This is a genomic window from Pedobacter sp. (assembly GCF_046462515.1).
Taxonomy (GTDB): domain Bacteria; phylum Bacteroidota; class Bacteroidia; order Sphingobacteriales; family Sphingobacteriaceae; genus Pedobacter.
Map to the genome: position 1 here is coordinate 177,491 of NZ_JBKGVD010000002.1, position 18,574 is coordinate 196,064.

The window sequence follows — 18,574 nt, forward strand, 5'->3', positions numbered from 1 at the left end:
TGTGATTACAATATACCGCGTGGAAGATGAACACCTTTTGTCCGTACAATACTTTCTGAAATCTGCGGAGCTTCTTTCGGTTTTTCCACTTGTTCCGCAGGTTCTTCCTTGGTTTCGGGCGTAATAGATAGCTGTATCTTCCGCTCCACAGCCGCCAGTTCCGTTTTAAGTTCGCTCAACCGGTTTTCCTTGCTCCACGTACCGTTAAGCACTTCCTGAAGAACGGGTACGTCCTTTTGAATTTCGGTTATTTTCTTTTGCTCCTGTTCGATATAGCCCGGTAGCTTTTCCAATGCGTTAAGGAAATTCATTGATGCCAATTTCTCATCTTTGGCAATGATGCCGTTATTATAGGTGTATTTGATATTTCCCTCGCCCTGTATCAGAAAACGGTTGACACGGATATCCACACCGTCTTTTTGCGACATTTCCGTTTTTACCAAAAGCTGAAAACCGTAAAGGCTGCCGATTTCTTCATATTCTCCGCCTGTGCGGGATTTGTCCGCAAGCTGGTTGAGCTTTGCACCGATTTGTTTGATGTCCGGATTGGGCGATAAGCCGTCCAACTGAACAGGATTGGCAACACTGCCGTCCGCATGTTTTTGGATACGTCCTTGCAGGTTGTTCCAATCAAGACTCATCCGGTCAAAGCGGGATTGAGCCTTTTCCAGTTCAGCCGTATAGTCTTCCAATTTGTATCTGGCATTAGATTTTGAACGGTTGAACGATTGTCTTTCGCTTTCCAATCCGGCAATCTGTTTCTCTATCTTGGCTTTGTCCAACAGGTCTGTATTGCCCATAAGGATAGCCACATATTCAGAAAAGTTCATCCCTGATTTTTCGTCCATACTGCCCTCGTCAATCGTTCGTTTGCCGAGATTGTTGGATTTCAGTTGGTCGATAAATAGCTGTTTGTTGTACAGCAGGTTGAACTTGTAACTGTCCAACGACTTTTCTACGGCATAGATAATTATGTCCACTTTGTTGTTGTTAAAATGTTTAGCGATTTCATTGCCTTTTCTTATAGCCCGACCGTCCCGTTGGGCAAGGTCTGACGGTCGCCACGGCGTATCCAAATGATGTACGGCAACGGCTCTTTTTTGTGCGTTGACACCTGTTCCTAACATACTTGTAGAGCCGAACAACACACGGATGGTACCATCGTTCGTTCCCTTAATCAATGCCTTCCGTTGCTTGTCGTTCTTTGCTTCCTGTATAAATCGGATTTCGTGTGCAGGTATGCCGTGATCTTCTACGAGCTTGCGTTTGATTTCGGAATAAACATTCCATTCGTTGGGTTTATATGTACCTAAATCCGAGAACACGAATTGCGTGCCTTTCTGTGCATTGAACTTATGGTAATACTTGGCAATATTCTTTGCACAATGCGAAGCCTTGTTCTCGGGATGGTCTTCGTAATGTGGGCTTACCATTCGCATATCCAATGACATCTTACGGGCGTAATCTGTAGCAATAAGCATTTTTGCTTTTTCTTCCGATTGTGATAAAGGTGCTCTTCCTAATAATTCGCCTTTGCCTTTTTCGGCAAACCTCATCAGCTTTTGGATAAACTCTTCCTGGTCTGGCGTAGGCGGTATGTTATAAAATATCTCGTTCTTTTCGGGGCGGTCGATGCCGATCATTTCGGCAGTACGGTAATCCGTGATTTCCGAATAGAATTGAGCCAGTTCCGGTACTTTGATGAAATAGCGGAAACGCTCTTTTGCCACGATATTGTTAGCCACCGAAAACTCATAATCGGTTGTTTTCTTTGCGTAGATTGCCGCCCAAGCGTCAAAAGAATTGATGCCTTGTTTTGCCAATGCCCGTGGTCGCAGGTATTTAAAAAGCAGGTATAATTCGGTAAGCGAATTACTGATCGTTGTACCCGAAAGAAACGTTGCTCCCATATCCGCTTGGGTACGCTCCTGTATGGTACGGATAGCAAAAAGCAGGTTCATTGCCTTTTGGCTTCCCTGTTGATTGCCTAATCCTGCCACCCTCGAATGCCTTGTATTGAACATCAGGTTCTTGAACTGGTGGCTTTCGTCTACCAACAGATGGTCTATGCCCATCATCTTGAAATCCACAATGTCGTCTTTGCGGTTTTCAATATCGTGTTGCAGGGTTTTTAGCTTGACTTTGAGGTTTTCCTTTTGTTTTTCAGCTCCCTTTAGCATCCATTGCGTGATGTCATCGCCCTGACTTCGCATAACATCCAGGTTTTCCTCTACGCTGTCTAGTTCGATTTGCAAAATTCCCTTTTGTATTTCGGGCGATTGGGGAATCATTCCGAACTGGTCGTGTGTGAGTATCACACAATCCCACTCGTTATTTTTAATATCTCCGAAAATTCTTAATCTCTTTTCGGGTGTAAAATCATCAATGCCAGGGTATAGAATTTTGGCATGGGGATAAGCGGTACGGTAGGCTTCGGCTATTTCCGGAATATTGGCTTTCAACCCGATAATCATTGGTTTGTGGGCTAACCCCAAACGCTTCATTTCCTGTGCACCCGTACACATGATCAACGTCTTTCCTGCCCCCACTTCGTGGTCGCAGATAGCACCGTTGTTCAGCTTTATCATCCAGACGGCATCCTTTTGGCTCGAATACAGATCGCCAATGCCTAATCCCTTGCGGTCTAATCCCGGAAATTCCTGATGCGAGCCGTCATAGTCCGGTCGGACAAAACAGTTAAACGTATCGTTGTACTGATCGGTCAGCCTTGTTTTAAACTCATCATTCTGGGCATGAAGCCAATCGGTAAAGGCGGTTCGGATTTCGTCAATCTTGGTGTTCGCCATTTGTACGGCTTCCATATCCCGCACCTTCACATCTTTGCCATCTACCTGTACTGTTTTGGAAATATCCGGCGTGGTATTGACAAGGGCGTGTTTGAGCAGGGCAATCCCGTCATACGTCCTGCTGGGAACCCCTGGGTCAGGTAAATCTTATGCCATTGTAAACAGCTACATCAAACAGCAGATTGAAAAGGGATTTTCAATGTATATCTACGATTTCAAGTTCGATGACCTTTCCACCATTGCCTACAATCATTTGCTGAAGCATCGAGACAAGTACAAAATTCAGCCGAAGTTTTACGTGATAAACTTCGACGATCCACGCAAGAGCCACCGTTGCAATCCGCTTAATCCTGATTTCATGACGGACATCTCTGACGCCTATGAAGCGGCCTATACCATCATGCTTAATTTGAACAGGTCGTGGATACAGAAACAAGGGGATTTCTTCGTGGAAAGTCCAATTATCTTGCTTGCAGCCATTATCTGGTATCTGAAAATCTATGAAGACGGCAAGTATTGCACATTCCCGCACGCCATTGAATTGCTGAACAAAAAGTATTCGGACGTATTCACCATTTTAACCTCATATCCAGATCTGGAAAATTATTTGTCGCCCTTTATGGATGCCTGGCAAGGCGGAGCACAAGACCAGTTACAGGGACAAATTGCATCCGCAAAAATTCCATTATCAAGAATGATTAGCCCGCAACTCTATTGGGTAATGACAGGCGATGATTTTTCACTGGACATCAACAACCCACAAGAGCCGAAGATACTTTGTGTCGGGAATAACCCCGACCGTCAAAATATCTATTCCTCCGCTTTGGGATTGTATAATTCAAGGATTGTAAAACTCATTAATAAGAAAGGACAGTTAAAGAGTTCCGTTGTCATAGACGAGTTGCCAACGATATATTTCCGAGGACTGGACAACCTTATCGCAACTGCACGTAGCAATAAGGTGGCTGTTTGCTTGGGTTTCCAAGACTATTCTCAATTAACAAGGGATTACGGCGATAAGGAAAGCAAGGTTATCCAAAATACCGTTGGTAATGTTTTCTCTGGTCAGGTGGTCGGCGAAACGGCAAAAAACCTAAGTGAGCGTTTTGGCAAGGTGTTACAAAAACGCCAAAGCATGACCATCAATCGGAATGATAAATCCACGTCTATATCCACCCAATTGGACACCCTTATACCTGCATCGAAAATATCCACGCTTACGCAGGGTATGTTTGTCGGAGCGGTAGCAGACAACTTCGATGAACGTATCGAGCAGAAAATCTTTCATGCTGAAATCGTGGTGGACAATGATAAGGTAGCCTCCGAAACCAAAGCCTATAAAAAGATACCGCAGATATTATCCTTTACAGATGAAGACGGTAACGACAATATGAAGCAGGTCATCGAAGCCAATTACAGGCAGATTAAAGCAGACGTTGTTCAGATTGTGGAAAGCGAACTGGGGCGTATCAAGAATGACCCGAATTTACAGCATTTATTAGAATAATGATAGTTTTTATTCTACTTCAAAAAATGATGTTAAGTAGTAAAATTATATCCTGTTTTGTTTAAAATATAATTTTCCCTTACTTTACAGAAAATACTAAATAGTATCTTTAATGAAAAAGGCAGAAGCAACACGTTTAAATATTCTACAAAAATCCTTTGAATTGATTTACGCCAGAGGATATCAAAACGCCAGTATTGACGATATATTGGCTACAACTCAGGTAACCAAAGGGGCGTTTTACTATCATTTCAAAAACAAAGATGAAATGGGATTAGCCATCATCAATGAATTGATGAAGCCTGCATTAACAAAAAGTTTTATTGAACCATTACGGAACGTTGAAAACCCGATAGAAGCGATTTACGACCTGATGTACCATTTATTGATAAAAGATGAGTTTATGAGGGTAGAATTTGGTTGTCCTGCATCCAATTTTACCCAAGAAATGACACCATGGAACGCAGAGTTTAGTATTGCTCTGAATGAAATAACGCAGGAATGGATAAAAATGATAACAACTGTTATTGAAAATGGGAAAAAATCGGGACACATCCGCAGAGATATAAATGCAAAACAAGTAACCTACTTCGTAATGTCTGGTTATTGGGGCATACGAAATTTCGGAAAACTGGAAAACAGTAAAAAAGTGTATTTATCTTATCTTAAAGAGCTTAAAATGTATTTGAATACGTTAAAATAATTTTTTTTACAAAAAACATACTGAATGGTATGTTTTTTTAATTATCTTTGCTGATGACGATTTACATAGAATAGATAATAATGAATGGCAGATACCTTATAATAAAAAATAATCAGGAGGAGGAATTGCTTTATGATATAGCAGACTTCTTTTGGAACAATGGAAATGAAGTAATTGTACAAGGTAATTTCTATGACGATAACTATTACTCAACTTTTTTACGCAAAAAACCGTGTGTAATAACTATTGATGAAAACGATTTTTCAGAAAGCCAAAATCAGATGGTAATCGACGAAAGAGAAATTAAATATATACTAATTCATTTTTCAACAACAGGCGTTTATACGAATCTAATACCATTTCCACATAGAATATTCCAATTTGAAAGATTGGATAAATCTGAACTGCACCGCTTTTTCGACTGGTGCGTTAGACTGAATTTGTTTTCAGTCAATAAAGAATTAAAACTATTATAATAAACATATTTTTTAACCAAAAACATACTGATTAGTATCTTTTTTTATTTAAAACAATGTATCAGACACTCACATTTTATCACAACTCGATGCGATGGCTTGTATTGGCAAGTTTGTTATTAGCACTGTATCGAGCCTACAAAGGTTATTTCACTAAATCAGAATTTACCAAAACTGATAAAGTAATACGACATTGGACAGCAACGATTGCCCACATCCAACTAATGATTGGTATGGTTCTATATTTTCAAAGCCCACTGGTGCAATACTTTCTTGCCAATTCCAAAACAACGGGTAAGGATTTCAACATGTTATTTTTTGGAGTGATTCACAGTTCTTTAATGTTGATTTCTATAGTATTGATTACTATAGGCTCTGCTGTCGCAAAAAGAAAGGAAACTGATGTGGCTAAATTTAAAACAATGATGATTTGGTTTACTGTTGCATTGGTCATTATATTCATAGCTATACCTTGGCCATTTTCTCCCTTAGCAAACAGGCCTTATTTCAGATGATTATGAGGATATTAATTAACATTCTAAATTTATGACAATGATATTAAAACTCTTGAGAACAAAAATTGGAAGACTCAGAATAATGGGTTTTTTAGAGGGAATTTCACTGATTGTTTTGGTATTTATTGCGGTTCCCATGAAATACTGGTACAATGATGAATCGCTAACTAAAATGATGGGACCGATTCACGGAGCACTTTTTTTATTGTTTCTGCTAAATACATTTAGCGCCGGTATTGAACAAAAATGGAAAGCTAAAACTACGGGAATGATATTGGCGTCATGCCTTATACCTTTTGGCACTTTTTACGTGGATTATAAATTTCTAAAAAATATAGGCGACAAATGAAATACCTGTTGATTACTGCTATCGGTATTGTGCTCATTTATTTGGCTTACCGTACTTATCGCTATATAAACTTAGCAGATGGATTGGATAAGAAAATTGAAAACGGAGCTATTATTCTTGATGTTAGAACAGCAGGAGAATATGCAACTGGCCACATCGACGGTTCTGTTAATATTTCTTTAGGTGAAATCAGAGATAGATATATCGAGCTTGACTCCTCAAAAACCTACATAACCACTTGTTCTCACGGATTAAGAAGCGTAAAAGTAGAAAACCTATTGAAAGAACGTGGATTTAAAAATGTCTATAATGGTGGTGCGTGGAGCGATTTGCAAAAGATTATTAACAAGAAGTAGGAGAACCAGCAACATATTATAGTTACTGAAAAGTTTTTTATGAAGAAAATTTACATTGTTGCTATTTCTGTAGGTGTTGTAGCATTTAAAGTGTTTTTAAATCACACATTTCTAAACTACGACATAAAGAATACAATTGTTTTAAAGGAAAAGCTTTCCAAATACAATTTTTTTAAGGGATAAATATATAAGTTAATTCCTATAAAGGAGGCTTTACCTTTTGAAATAGCTTATCCTATGTTTACAGATGATGCAGATAAAGACCGTTTTATATTATTACCAATAGTAAAACAATAAAAATGAGATTCCAAAAGGAATTTTGAGACCAACTCTAGCATCTATTTACCATACTTAAAAGAGCTCATGAATTATTTACAGTTTTTAGGATGTTTTTAAAAAAAAACACATACCAATTGGTATGTATTGATTCATATAATAACTTAAAATTTAAAACAATGAATACACATTCTCACACCGTAGCGGAATTTACATTCCTTAATGCTTTATCGGCGATCGCAATTGCTTTCGCTTTTATTACAATCATGTCCTTATTGAAGGAACCAACCAGACAAAAAGTTAATGCTTTGATAATTGCTGGAGCAGGAGCTGTTTATTGGAGTGGAGGTTTAGGACTCTGGGAATTTCTTTTCGGAGCTCTAATGATATTTGTAGCTTATAAAGGACTGAAGCATAAGTATTTTATCGGGATAGGCTGGTTGCTCCATACGGTTTGGGATATTCTACATCATTTATATGGTAATCCCATTGTCTATTTAGCGCCTACTTCGTCCGCGGGGTGTGCAGTGTGTGATCCTGTTATAGCAATTTGGTTTTTCATGGGAGCTCCTTCTGTTTTTGATTTTTTTAAAAAGCGTAAATTAATGACATCATAATGCAGACAGCATTACTATTATTGCAGACAGCAATCAGGTTCTTTGTTGCAATTTCTGGTGGATATACTAATTATAGATTGGTAGTAGCCTATTTAAATATAGAAAATTTACAATTCCGTTTAAGACCTTCTATATTGATTAAATATACTCCGTAGTCTAAGTATAGATAAAAGCTAATGTTAAAAACTGAACTTTAATGCTAAAATTAGTTATCGTTTTCCCTTCGGTTTACTGCTTCGAATGGAAAACGATAAACAAAACTGCTAACCCTGTATATAAAAATGGATGAAGCGACTTTTACAAGTTTGGAACAGCATTTGAAATCGTTGAAGAACCGATAATAGTTTCTATTCGGTTCTGCAATTGAGAGAAAAATCCTTTAATACTGATATGAGACAACAACCTGTAATCGAAAATAATGATATACAATAGCAAGAATTTACAAAGCAGATGATTGCCAAAAACTTTAGCTTGAAAACATTATGAAACAGGCACAAACAAATAGGTTATTTAAAACTTGTCCTTTGTTAATGAACAGGGTGAGGACAAAATGAAACAGGAAATAGAGAGCAACTAACGTCAAATAAAATCAGATGTTGTGCATGTTGTCGAAACCGAGCTGGAACGTATTAAAAATGATCCATACTTGCAGCATTTGGTACAACAGGATTAAGGAAACACAAAAAGCGGTTATTACTGACTTTTTAGTATTTTTTTACCGATTTTATCAGCCATATTCAACAAGCTACTTTTGGGTAACAGTCTATTAAAAAATTTAAGCATGAAAACATTCGGGTCAGGCGAGTATTCTGTTTTTCCTTTATTAATTGCCTTAATCGTTTTACTTGCAAAATCCTGAACATTTACACCTTTTGAGGTAAATCCTACTTTTTTCGGCATTTCAGTTTCTACTTGGGACGGAAGAATTTCAACAACTTTGAAATTTGTTCCTTTCAGTTGTTGCCGTATCATTTTTGTAAATATGCTCAAACCTGACTTGGACGTGGAATACAGACCTAAAGCAGAAAAAGGAAAGATTGCAACTGTAGAGCTGATATTTACTATTACATTATCCACAGTTTTGTTTGCCTGGCTGACAAACTGTTGCGTAATCGCAATAGCGCCCGACAAATTGGTGTTTATCTTTTCAAAAATTTGAGTAGAAGACAAGGTAGATTTTGTAATATTCCATTGCTCAACGACACCTGCGTTATTGAACAAAACATCTAAGACAATTCCGTCTGATTTTATCCTTTTAAAAAGTTCATCAATTTCGCTGGCAACAGAAATATCGGAAACATAATAGGACACATTCTTATTTGCAGCGACAACCTTTTTAAGTTTATCTTCATTTCTTCCGCAAATGATTATTTTGTTGTCGTTTGACAACTTGTTTGTAAGTGCTTCGCCAATTCCTGAACCACCACCTGTAATTAAAATCGTTCTACCTTTCAGCATAATTTTTCGTTTTGAGTTGTAAATGTAAAACTAATAATATACTTTTGAAAGTAGTTACAATAAAGTATACTAATAACCAAAAAGTTACTTTAGTTGATAATTAATTAGATAGATATGGAAAAATGTAAAAAAAATGTGGAGCCATTGCAGTTTATCTTGCAGGTTTTGGGTGGGAAATGGAAATTGCATATTCTTTCAATACTGTATTTTGGCAAGAAACGTTTTAAAGAGTTGGAACGAGAAATAGAAGGAATCTCAGCCAAAATGCTCATCAAAGAATTAAAAGACTTAGAAGCCGCAGGAATTGTAAATCGACAAACATTCAATACCGTTCCGATAACAGTTGAATACAGCTTGACAAAAGAGGGTTTAACCATGAAACCCCTGCTTGACCAAATGAACCAATGGGCAACAGAATTTCAACAGAATGTAAATAAAAAGAGCAGCGACTAACATCGTATTGGCAATAGGAGGACGGAACGGTTTCGTATCAAGGGAAGTACAAAATTCAACTTCTGTTCTTCGATTAAAGTTCAGTGCTAAATCCCGTTCATTGTTAATACGCAGCACGTAAAAACCCCGTAAGCCAATAAAAAAGTCCTCGCTATCCAAAAACAATACGTTTTCTTTTCTCCCTAAATATCTGGACTTTTCAGAAAACAAACTTTGGACTTTTCAGGAAAGTTATTTGGATTTTTTGTACCGAACTTTGCAGTATAAAATAATTTTCACAATGGCTTTATTAGAAGATTTGAAATGGCGTTACGCCACCAAACGTATGGACGGTCAGACTGTTCCTCAGGAAAAATTAGACTATATTTTAGAAGCTGCAAGATACGCACCCTCATCATCTGGATTGCAGCCATACAAGATTTTTGTCGTCAAAAATGGGAAAACACTTGAACAACTAAAAGATTTTGTATTCAACAATCATCCTTTCAATCAAAATCAGATAGCGGACTGTTCTCATTTATTGGTGTGGGCTGCGTGGGATCAATATACAGATGAAAGAGTAGGTAATGTACTGCGTAATACTTCCACTAAACGTAATTTACCGATTGATTCCTCAGAAGACTATAAACAGCGACTTTTAAACTTATATGAATCATTAGGAAAAGAGTGGCAAGAAAATCATACTGCAAAACAAGCACATATTTCATATGGCTTGGCTATTGCAGCAGCGGCAGAACAAAAAGTAGATGCTACGCCAATGGAAGGTTTTGACAACACCAAAATGGATGAATTTCTCGGGCTTAATCAATCAGGATTGAAAAGTGTAGTCATATTACCGATTGGATATCGGGATAAAGAAAATGATTGGTTAGTAAAACTAAAAAAATGGAGAACGCCAAAAGAAGAATTTATAACGGAAATAAAGTAAGGAATGAACACAAGAAAATTAGGGAAAAACGGTCCGGAAGTTTCTGCAATATCTATCGGAACAAGCTGGGGTATTAATAATATGACAGCATGGAATCAATCCAAAAAGCAGCTTACTGATACATTGTACAAAGCAATAGATGCAGGAATTAATTTCATCAATACCGCCGATTTTTATGGCTGTGGAATTAGTGAATTAATGATTGGCGAAGTCATTAAACAAAGAAGAAAAGAAGTGTTCATAAGTGTTAAAACTGGTGCTGTCATCAATCCTGAGGGACACTTTATAGGATTGGACGGTAGCCCGAAAGCTATAAAAAATTATTGTGCGTATTCGCTAAAGCGATTAGGTGTGGATGAGATTGATCTGTACCAACCTTGCCGTATTGACCCAAACATTCCGATTGAGGAAACAGTGGGTGCTGTCAAGGATTTGATTGATGAAGGGAAAGTACGATACTTGGGTTTGTCAGAAGCCAATGCAGAACAATTACAAAGTGCCAATAAAATTCATCCAGTAGCTGCGTTGGAAATTGAATACTCTTTGGCAACACGTTTTATTGAAAAAGAGATTTTGCCGATAGCGAGAACGTTGGGAACCGCTATCGTTCCGTATTCTGCTTTTTATTATGGATTGCTTACAGGTAAAATGCGTTTGCCTTTAGCGCCAAACGATTACAAAAGTATGTTCCCCCGATTTCAGGGAGAAAATCTGGAACATAATCTACGGAAAGTAGAATGGCTAAAAGAATTTGCGGCAAACAAAGGAATGATTGCCAGTCAGGTAGCGTTGGCTTGGTTATTAAATCAGGGGAACGATATGATTCCCATTGTTGGAATGACAAAACCTGAAAGGATAGCGGATAACTTAAAAGCATTGGAAATAATTTTTACGAGAGAAGAAATGGAGTGCTTAAACAACGAATTTAAAGAAGGTGCAATAAAAGGAGACCGTTATCCGCCTGCATTTTTGGCTTGGGCAGCGTCATAATTTTTAAATTTGCAATTATTATGAGGGCAACGATAAAATCATCTGATTGTGTAAGTTCAGAAATTTCGGGAGAACATTTTATTTACGAGCATACTTTCTTTTTTGTGAAAGAAGGAACTACCAAATGTTATGACGGAAATAAAATGCACACCTTTAAATCAGGCGATTTTGGACTTATCCGCAAAAACCGATTATCAAAATACAGTAAGGAAAAGAACAGTCAGGCAAAAACAACATTCATTATTTTAGATGAAGTGTTTCTTAAAAAATTTCAAGAAAGATATGCATCCGAAATAGTCGTATTCAGGTCAAATGAAACGTTTATGCACATTCCAAAGAACTCATTATTGACGAATTTCATTCGCTCATTAATTCCTTATTACAATTCAGCTGGAAAGATAGATGAAACATTTGCAGATTTGAAACGGGAAGAATTGTTACTCATATTATTGAAATTAAAACCGGAATTATCAGGTTTATTTTTTGATTATGGTATTCCCGATAAGATAAACCTGGAAGCCTTTATGAATAAGAACTTCATGTTCAACGTAAACATCGAACGCTTTGCTTATCTTACAGGGCGCAGTTTATCCGCTTTCAAAAGAGATTTCAAAATCATATTTAACGAAACCCCTAATCGCTGGTTGGTAAAACGACGATTGCAGGAAGCCTATTTTTTAATCGAAAAAAAAGACAAAAAGCCTTCTGATATTTATCTGGATTTAGGATTTGAAACGTTATCGCATTTCTCAACAGCTTTCAAAAAACAATTTGGCATATCCCCCACTGAACTTACAGAGCTAAATAAAAAATATAATAGGTAAGTATTAGAAACAAAGCTGCTTGCGTAACATACAATTTTCGCAATATAAAACCCAATACTATTTATTAAAATGAATAAAATTTGGAACTAATAACACCTTCCGTTAACATCGGTAACCGTTATATAACTCCTATTTTTGCTTAAAATATAAAAACTAACCTCTTTGATGGATTGACACCTAAAAAGAAGCAACAAGGGTTTGACTTGATGTAATTAGCTTGTTATTTGCCCTCCTGTTAAATTCTGTGATCTTAAAGTGCTTTTGTCTGAACTGTATAAAAAATTACTGTCACTATTTTTAAGAAGTACAAAATAGCTTTTAATTTGAGCACATTTTATTAAGGAATATATTAAAAGAGCCGTTTTAGATATTCTAAAACTGCTCTTTTACACTATATGTACAATCTTTATAATCTAAATATACCTCCAAAAGCAATCACGGTTTCGCCAAAAAAGAAATCGTGCATGGCTTTGTCTTTTTTACTGGCAGTAGTACGTACGTCATACATATTTATATATCCGCCTTTTAGTTCTGTCTGAACAAAGAAGTGTTTAAAAAAGGTAATGTTTAGCCCGGCTTTGACAGAAGTACCTAATCCAGCTAAATGAAATTCGTCATAGCGTTCTTTACCTAAGAGCGTAGTGTTGGTTTTAGGATATATAATTCCAAATCCAATCCCTTCCGTATTTGTTCAGCGAAGCCGCTAACGCTTCTTCGGGATTGTCGGTTGCTATGGTTGCGGTAGAGAAACTTACGGGGCGGTTGAATATATCCGCCTTATGGATGACACCGCCAACATTACGCTCCAGATAGGGCATTTCCTTACCTGCACTATCCGTCTTTATGAGCTTGATATTGTCGGCACTGTTGAGGTTTCCGTACTTTTTGACAAAGGCATCGTACAAGCGGTTAAGGGTTTCCCGTTCCTCTCTGTGTTCCGTGTGCAGTTCCGCTTCTTTGTTGTAAAGCTGTTGGTAAATATCACGCACCCCGATATACGCTTCGGCTCTTGCTTTTTGCAAGGACGGCAATTGCAAAGGGTGGAAAACAGCCGTACCGTCTGCGGTATTTACGTCTTGCAGATGACCGACCCAGCCGTTATCCTCTACAAGGCAATCATTTCGGTGGAACGGTTGCACTTCACCACTGTACGGAGCAGGCTCAGGAATGGTGTTGTTGGCAACGATGGGAACGACCAGTGTATCCACCCGGCTATTTCCGTTTGCCTGTGAAAACAGGTCGCCGATGACTTCCAGTTTTTTGCCGTTGGATGATGTACTTCCATTGGCTGCATTAGTCGTAACTGGGGCGGGTAAAGGTTGCTGCATCGCACCACCGAACAGGTCGGTTTGACTACCTGTTTCACGATTGTATTTCTTAGCATTTTGTCTTTTGGTTTGTATTCTTTTTTGGGGTGGAGCAGATACCATTACTGGCTCGCCCGCATTTTCAAACAGGTCGAAAATGCTCAACTGTTTTAGTTCCTGCGGGCTTTCCTGATGTATAACCGGAGTTGGTACAGGTTTTGGCTGAACTATAACAGGTTCGATCACCGGAGGCGTTACCTTTGGCTCAACCGGAATTTGGATAACAGGCTCATCGTTCCGTTCGCCCTTGTATAAATCCAAATTCAGGTACTTCCCAAAATCTTCGGAAAGCATTTGCTTCAAATCTTTGGCAATCCCCTCTACACCATCTTTATGAGTATAGATGATGGCAGGCTTTCCGTACGGGTCGGTATCTATTTTACGGTCGGTATGGATTACCCTTGTACCATTGCGGAAGAAAGCATTGCTTGGCGTATCGTATTTGGTCTGTTTGCTTAGGCAAAACAGTTCTTCCGTTTCGGTCAGACTTTGTTTTTCTGTATTTTTTTGCAGGATAATCAGGTCGCTTCCGACCTCCGTACCTGCATATTCCGTAAACAGGTTGTTGGGCAGTCGGACAACCGAAACTAAGTTATTGTTTTCCATCAACGCCCTGCGAATCGGTTCGTTTTTCGGGCTGTTTAAAATCCCCTGTGAAGTAATGAAAACCTGCAAACCGCCCTCACGGAGCATATTGTTCCCTTTCAGAAAGAAATAATTATGAATGCTTCGGGAAGCCTGTACTTTTGCATTGTCCTTGCTTCTGGAAAAGGACAAATCGAACACCGAAGTATCACCAAACGGAATGTTGCTTGCAACTACATCATAGCTGTTTTGTTCCTTTTCGGGAATTTCCTCAAAACCGCTTATGCGAATAGTGCTTTCGGGATAAAGGTGTTTTAGTATTTTGCCTGTCAGCAAATCCTTTTCATAAGCAGTAACTTTGGGTTGTTGGTTTTCAGAAAAGGATTGGATGAATGAGCCGATACCTGCGGAGGGTTCGAGGAACTTGTCAATCTTTACACCGCTTTCACGCAAGGCGGTTGAAATGGCATCAATGACCTGTGGCGGGGTATAGAAAGCCGTCAGTATAGAGCTTTTCATACCATCCACATATCGGCGGTATTGCTTGTCGTCTTCGGAATTTTCTTTGAGCAGTTGGTGGAGTTCCTGCGTAATCGGGAATAGATCGTGGTCATTTTTCCGCCAGTGGTTGATGTCTATATCTTCGGCTATGGGGTTCAGGACGAATTTAAGACCGCCAAATCCGCTGTATTGCATCATTGACAGTCTTTCGCCTACGGTGGCTTGCCGGTTCTCCTTATCAAGTGTAAAAGCAATTCGCAGGGCATCAATGTTCTGTTGGAGATGTTGCTTTTTACTGAAGCCCATTTTCCTCAATCCATATTGCGATGGCTCCGGTTATTTCGGTGTAGAGCAGGTCAAACTCATAACCGTATGCGAAATCATCGGTTAGTTCATATCGGTCAAAAACAGGATCGCAGACGGGGAGCATTTTAAGGGCGAACGGCCGCAGTTCCTCGTCTGCCATCAGGGTGTCAAACTCATTGCACACCACTTGGAAAACCGTATCAAACTTGGAGAAGTGCAAACCCTCAAAGAGTATGTAATTGGCTATCTCGTTACATTGCTCAATGGGGTTTCCCGAACGGAAAGCACCCTCATAGGCATTGGCGGCCCATGATGAACGCTGATCAATGAATTTTTGGTCGTGTGCCTTTTCGGGGAAGCTACTGTTTACTAATTCCTGCAATCGCAATCTGAAATACGATAGGTCTTTCTGCTGTGTACTCATACTATAATTTTGTTTAGATTTTACTGAAAGCCTAAAATTATAGCGGTAGATGAGTGCATTTGAAAATGTGGCAGGATTTGGCGTTGAGAGGCAGGATTTGGCGTATTAAATCAAAATACAAGAGGAATTAATTGTATTTTTGAACTTAACAAAACCTACAATTAAATAGTGGCTATAAAATAATGAATGAATTAGAACCCCTAAAAAGTATTTTTAAAGACAGAATATTTAAAATACCGGATTATCAACGTGGTTATGCCTGGACAACACGACAGTTAAAAGATTTTTGGGAGGATTTGGTTAATCTTCCTGTTGACAGATTTCATTATACAGGGCTGTTATCTTTAAAAAAGGTGGATAGAAATATCTGGGCTAATTGGAACGACGAACGATGGTTGATTGAAGACAGAGGTTTTAAACCCTTTCATATTGTCGATGGGCAGCAGCGATTGACAACATTTGTAATTTTCATACAAGCAATTTCGGAACAACTAAGAGCCATACCTGAAAATAAGGATAAAAAAGATGAAGAAATATATCTTGGTTCTTTTAGCTTAAAGGCTATTAAGGAAGAATATTTGGTAATAGAAAAACCACCCCAATTTATCATCACAACATATAAATTTGGATACGAGGTTGATAATCCAAGTTTTAAATACTTACGCCATAAGGTTTTCTTAGAGCCTGATAGCGGAACAGTTCAGGAAACTTTTTATACCCTTAATCTTGAAAACGCTAAACGATTTTTCAAGGAAAATCTACAAAACTATTATGATAAATACGGGTTGAGCGAAATAGAAGCATTATTTAAGAAAGTTACTCAAAATCTGATGTTCAACGTCTATGAAATAAGCGATGATTTTGACGTTTTCGTTGCATTTGAAACAATGAATAATCGTGGTAAGAAGCTTTCAAATTTAGAGCTTCTAAAAAATAGGCTGATTTATTTAACCACTTTATACGATGAAAAAGAGCTAAAGAATGATGAACGAAATTCCCTGCGTGAAAAAATTAATGATGCTTGGAAAGAAGTCTATTATCAACTGGGAAGAAATAAGCAAAATCCGCTTAATGATGATGATTTTTTAGTTGCTCATTGGATAATGTATTTTCAATATACAAGAGAAAAAGGCGATGACTATATTAGGTTTCTATTAGAACAGAAGTTTACACCACAAAATATCTATGCAAAAACAGAAGTGAAACTAAGTTCTTTGCAAGAATTTGAAGAAGTTCGCGAAGACGAAGATATCGACCAAGAGGAAGTCGAGGTAAATGGAGATGAAGAAATAACAGTTTTGCGTTCTCAACTTTCTCCGAAAGAGATTGAGGATTATGTGAACAGCTTAAAAGCTGCTGCCGTTCATTGGTATAATACGCACAATCCTATAAACAATCCAGACTTAACCGAACAGGAAAGTCTTTGGATAGACCGTTTGAACAGAATTGGTATAATCTATTTCCGTCCACTCGTAACGGTATCCTATTTAAGCAAAGGTGTCAATTCAGACAAGAGAGTTCAGCTATTCAGCTCAATCGAACGCTTTATATTCATTACATTTAGGCTTAGCCGGGCATTTTCAACATATAGAAATAGTGAATTTTACCGTGCTGCACGGCAACTGAGAAACGGAGAATTGACGATTGACAATATCGTTCAACGATTGAATGATAGAATGAACTATTGTTTTTATACTCCTGAAAATTCTAAAGAAACCTACTTTGACTACACATATTTTCAAAAATTTATTGATAAGAAATTTAAAAGCGGAGGAGGTTTTTATTACTGGAACGGGCTTCGATATTTCTTGTATGAATATGAAATGGAAAAAGTTAGACGAAGAGGAAGTCAAAAAATTGATTGGAGATTGTTTGTGAAAAGTGAAAAGGATAAAGTTTCCATTGAACATATTTATCCTCAAACACCAACACATAAAAACTGGAAAGACAGTTTTAAAAATTACAAAAAATTGCAATTGCCTTTTTTCCAAGGAACTTTAGGTAATCTTTTACCATTATCACAAAGTATAAATTCGAGTTTACAAAATGATTGCTTTGATGACAAGAAAAATGCAAAGTATAATGAAAAGAATGAAAAAATAAGACAAGGTTATTCTGACGGCTCTCACTCTGAAATCGAGGTCGCTGGATATGATACTTGGAACCCTGATACCATTCTTGAAAGAGGCAACAGGTTGTTGGAATTTATGGAAAAACGATGGGATTTGAAATTTGAGGATGAAACTGCCAAAGCGGAATTATTATTCCTTGATTTTATGCTTCCTGAAGAAGATAGTAATGAAGAAGAATAACTTAAAAATACTTTTTTAATGAACTATACAGAAAACATTGAACGTCTAAAAATACTACTTACAGGTGCATCCACCGATGTTACTATCACAAGTGAGAATGAAGCAGAATATAAAAGGCTGAAAAGTGAACTCAACCAATCTGCTAAGTTCAAAACTAACCAGCCAAAAGAATTTAAAATTTGCCTTACGCTTCAAGAATTTAGAAGAGAAATGCAAGCTAAAGGTGGATATGCAGAACGTAGAAAATATATTAATGAGCTATTTTATCCGCTAATTTCAGATGAAAACTCCTTGCTGGATAGTATAGAAGAAATACAGCAAAGTGTAAATTTTGGACATTTAAACCTTTTGCCCCAAGATATACAGCAGAAAGGACGAGAAATGTCGGAGGTTTATCTGTATTTATATTGTATCGAAAATTCTTTAAGAATATTTATCGAAGAAATTATGAAATCACAAACGATAAATATTCCAAAAAAAGTACAAGATACAATAGATAAGCTAAAGAGAAGTGAACAAGAAAGCAAATATTTACCATTAAGGGGCAATAGTGATTTGTTTTATTGTGATTTTATAGAATTGGGAAAAATCATTGTTGGTAATTGGAGTATTTTTGGACAGTATTTCCCTAAACAAAATGAACATTGGTTAAATGTAATGGTTGATGAATTGTACAAGATTAGGTGTTTAGTTGCTCACAATAGTTATGTAGGCAAAGATGAACGTGATGCACTAAAAGTTTATTATAAAAGCATTACTGCTCAATTGAAAATATAAAAGTATCTAAAGTCTAAAACAAAACCCTCTGGAAATTCGGAGG

The 18,574-nt window shown here is 37.6% G+C and carries 16 protein-coding genes and 2 pseudogenes; 14 read left to right on the forward strand and 4 right to left on the reverse strand.

What is annotated here, in order from left to right:
* Window positions 1–5: 5 nt before the first annotated feature.
* A pseudogene (locus ACLHG9_RS01680) lies at window positions 6–2,927 on the reverse strand (helicase-related protein); the annotation flags it as partial.
* Here ACLHG9_RS01680 and ACLHG9_RS01685 point away from each other — a divergent pair.
* The 8 genes and pseudogenes from ACLHG9_RS01685 to ACLHG9_RS01720 form a co-directional block, all read left to right on the forward strand.
* A pseudogene (locus tag ACLHG9_RS01685) lies at window positions 2,923–4,314 on the forward strand (TraM recognition domain-containing protein); the annotation flags it as partial. The pseudogenes ACLHG9_RS01680 and ACLHG9_RS01685 overlap by 5 nt on opposite strands.
* A gap of 112 nt (window positions 4,315–4,426) precedes the next feature.
* Window positions 4,427–5,017, forward strand: a complete 591-nt coding sequence (locus tag ACLHG9_RS01690; protein ID WP_410219795.1) for a TetR/AcrR family transcriptional regulator — start codon at window positions 4,427–4,429, stop codon at window positions 5,015–5,017.
* A gap of 80 nt (window positions 5,018–5,097) precedes the next feature.
* The gene (locus ACLHG9_RS01695; RefSeq protein ID WP_410219796.1) at window positions 5,098–5,493 is read left to right on the forward strand and encodes a hypothetical protein; all 396 of its coding nucleotides are present in this window, start codon (window positions 5,098–5,100) and stop codon (window positions 5,491–5,493) included.
* Window positions 5,494–5,549: 56 nt separating this feature from the next.
* Complete coding sequence (locus tag ACLHG9_RS01700) at window positions 5,550–6,008, forward strand: hypothetical protein (protein ID WP_410219797.1); 459 nt, start codon at window positions 5,550–5,552, stop codon at window positions 6,006–6,008.
* Window positions 6,009–6,045: 37 nt separating this feature from the next.
* Complete coding sequence (locus tag ACLHG9_RS01705) at window positions 6,046–6,357, forward strand: DUF3817 domain-containing protein (RefSeq protein ID WP_410219798.1); 312 nt, start codon at window positions 6,046–6,048, stop codon at window positions 6,355–6,357.
* Window positions 6,354–6,713 (forward strand): rhodanese-like domain-containing protein, encoded by a 360-nt coding sequence (locus ACLHG9_RS01710; protein ID WP_410219799.1) that lies wholly within the window; start codon window positions 6,354–6,356, stop codon window positions 6,711–6,713. Before ACLHG9_RS01705 ends, ACLHG9_RS01710 begins: the two co-directional genes overlap by 4 nt.
* Before the next feature lie 455 nt (window positions 6,714–7,168).
* On the forward strand, window positions 7,169–7,606 hold the full coding sequence (locus tag ACLHG9_RS01715) for a DUF6010 family protein (RefSeq protein ID WP_410219800.1): 438 nt from the start codon (window positions 7,169–7,171) through the stop codon (window positions 7,604–7,606).
* The gene (locus tag ACLHG9_RS01720; protein ID WP_410219801.1) at window positions 7,606–7,761 is read left to right on the forward strand and encodes a hypothetical protein; all 156 of its coding nucleotides are present in this window, start codon (window positions 7,606–7,608) and stop codon (window positions 7,759–7,761) included. The genes ACLHG9_RS01715 and ACLHG9_RS01720 overlap by 1 nt, the downstream gene beginning before the upstream one ends.
* Window positions 7,762–8,299: 538 nt before the next feature.
* Here ACLHG9_RS01720 and ACLHG9_RS01725 read toward each other — a convergent pair.
* Window positions 8,300–9,064 carry an SDR family NAD(P)-dependent oxidoreductase gene (locus tag ACLHG9_RS01725; protein ID WP_410219802.1) on the reverse strand — a complete coding sequence of 255 codons (765 nt, stop codon included), beginning with the start codon at window positions 9,062–9,064 and terminating at the stop codon, window positions 8,300–8,302.
* Between the two features lie 114 nt (window positions 9,065–9,178).
* Here ACLHG9_RS01725 and ACLHG9_RS01730 point away from each other — a divergent pair, with 114 nt between their 5' ends.
* From ACLHG9_RS01730 to ACLHG9_RS01745, 4 genes are all read left to right on the forward strand, one after another.
* The gene (locus tag ACLHG9_RS01730; RefSeq protein ID WP_410219803.1) at window positions 9,179–9,517 is read left to right on the forward strand and encodes a winged helix-turn-helix transcriptional regulator; all 339 of its coding nucleotides are present in this window, start codon (window positions 9,179–9,181) and stop codon (window positions 9,515–9,517) included.
* Between the two features lie 280 nt (window positions 9,518–9,797).
* The gene (locus tag ACLHG9_RS01735) at window positions 9,798–10,445 is read left to right on the forward strand and encodes an NAD(P)H-dependent oxidoreductase (RefSeq protein ID WP_379661224.1); all 648 of its coding nucleotides are present in this window, start codon (window positions 9,798–9,800) and stop codon (window positions 10,443–10,445) included.
* A gap of 3 nt (window positions 10,446–10,448) precedes the next feature.
* A complete protein-coding gene (locus ACLHG9_RS01740; RefSeq protein WP_410219804.1) occupies window positions 10,449–11,435 on the forward strand; it encodes an aldo/keto reductase in 987 nt (328 codons plus the stop codon).
* Between the two features lie 20 nt (window positions 11,436–11,455).
* Window positions 11,456–12,259 carry a helix-turn-helix domain-containing protein gene (locus ACLHG9_RS01745; protein ID WP_410219805.1) on the forward strand — a complete coding sequence of 268 codons (804 nt, stop codon included), beginning with the start codon at window positions 11,456–11,458 and terminating at the stop codon, window positions 12,257–12,259.
* Window positions 12,260–12,909: 650 nt separating this feature from the next.
* Here ACLHG9_RS01745 and ACLHG9_RS01750 read toward each other — a convergent pair.
* Window positions 12,910–15,018, reverse strand: coding sequence for an N-6 DNA methylase (locus ACLHG9_RS01750; RefSeq protein WP_410219806.1), 2,109 nt, complete (start codon window positions 15,016–15,018; stop codon window positions 12,910–12,912).
* A complete protein-coding gene (locus ACLHG9_RS01755; RefSeq protein WP_409965956.1) occupies window positions 15,005–15,442 on the reverse strand; it encodes a DUF1896 domain-containing protein in 438 nt (145 codons plus the stop codon). Before ACLHG9_RS01755 ends, ACLHG9_RS01750 begins: the two co-directional genes overlap by 14 nt.
* 182 nt (window positions 15,443–15,624) lie before the next feature.
* Here ACLHG9_RS01755 and ACLHG9_RS01760 point away from each other — a divergent pair, with 182 nt between their 5' ends.
* A complete protein-coding gene (locus tag ACLHG9_RS01760; protein WP_410219807.1) occupies window positions 15,625–17,754 on the forward strand; it encodes a DUF262 domain-containing protein in 2,130 nt (709 codons plus the stop codon).
* 18 nt (window positions 17,755–17,772) lie between these two features.
* Window positions 17,773–18,531: a hypothetical protein gene (locus ACLHG9_RS01765; protein WP_409965954.1), complete on the forward strand. Its 759-nt coding sequence runs from the start codon at window positions 17,773–17,775 to the stop codon at window positions 18,529–18,531.
* Window positions 18,532–18,574: the final 43 nt, after the last annotated feature.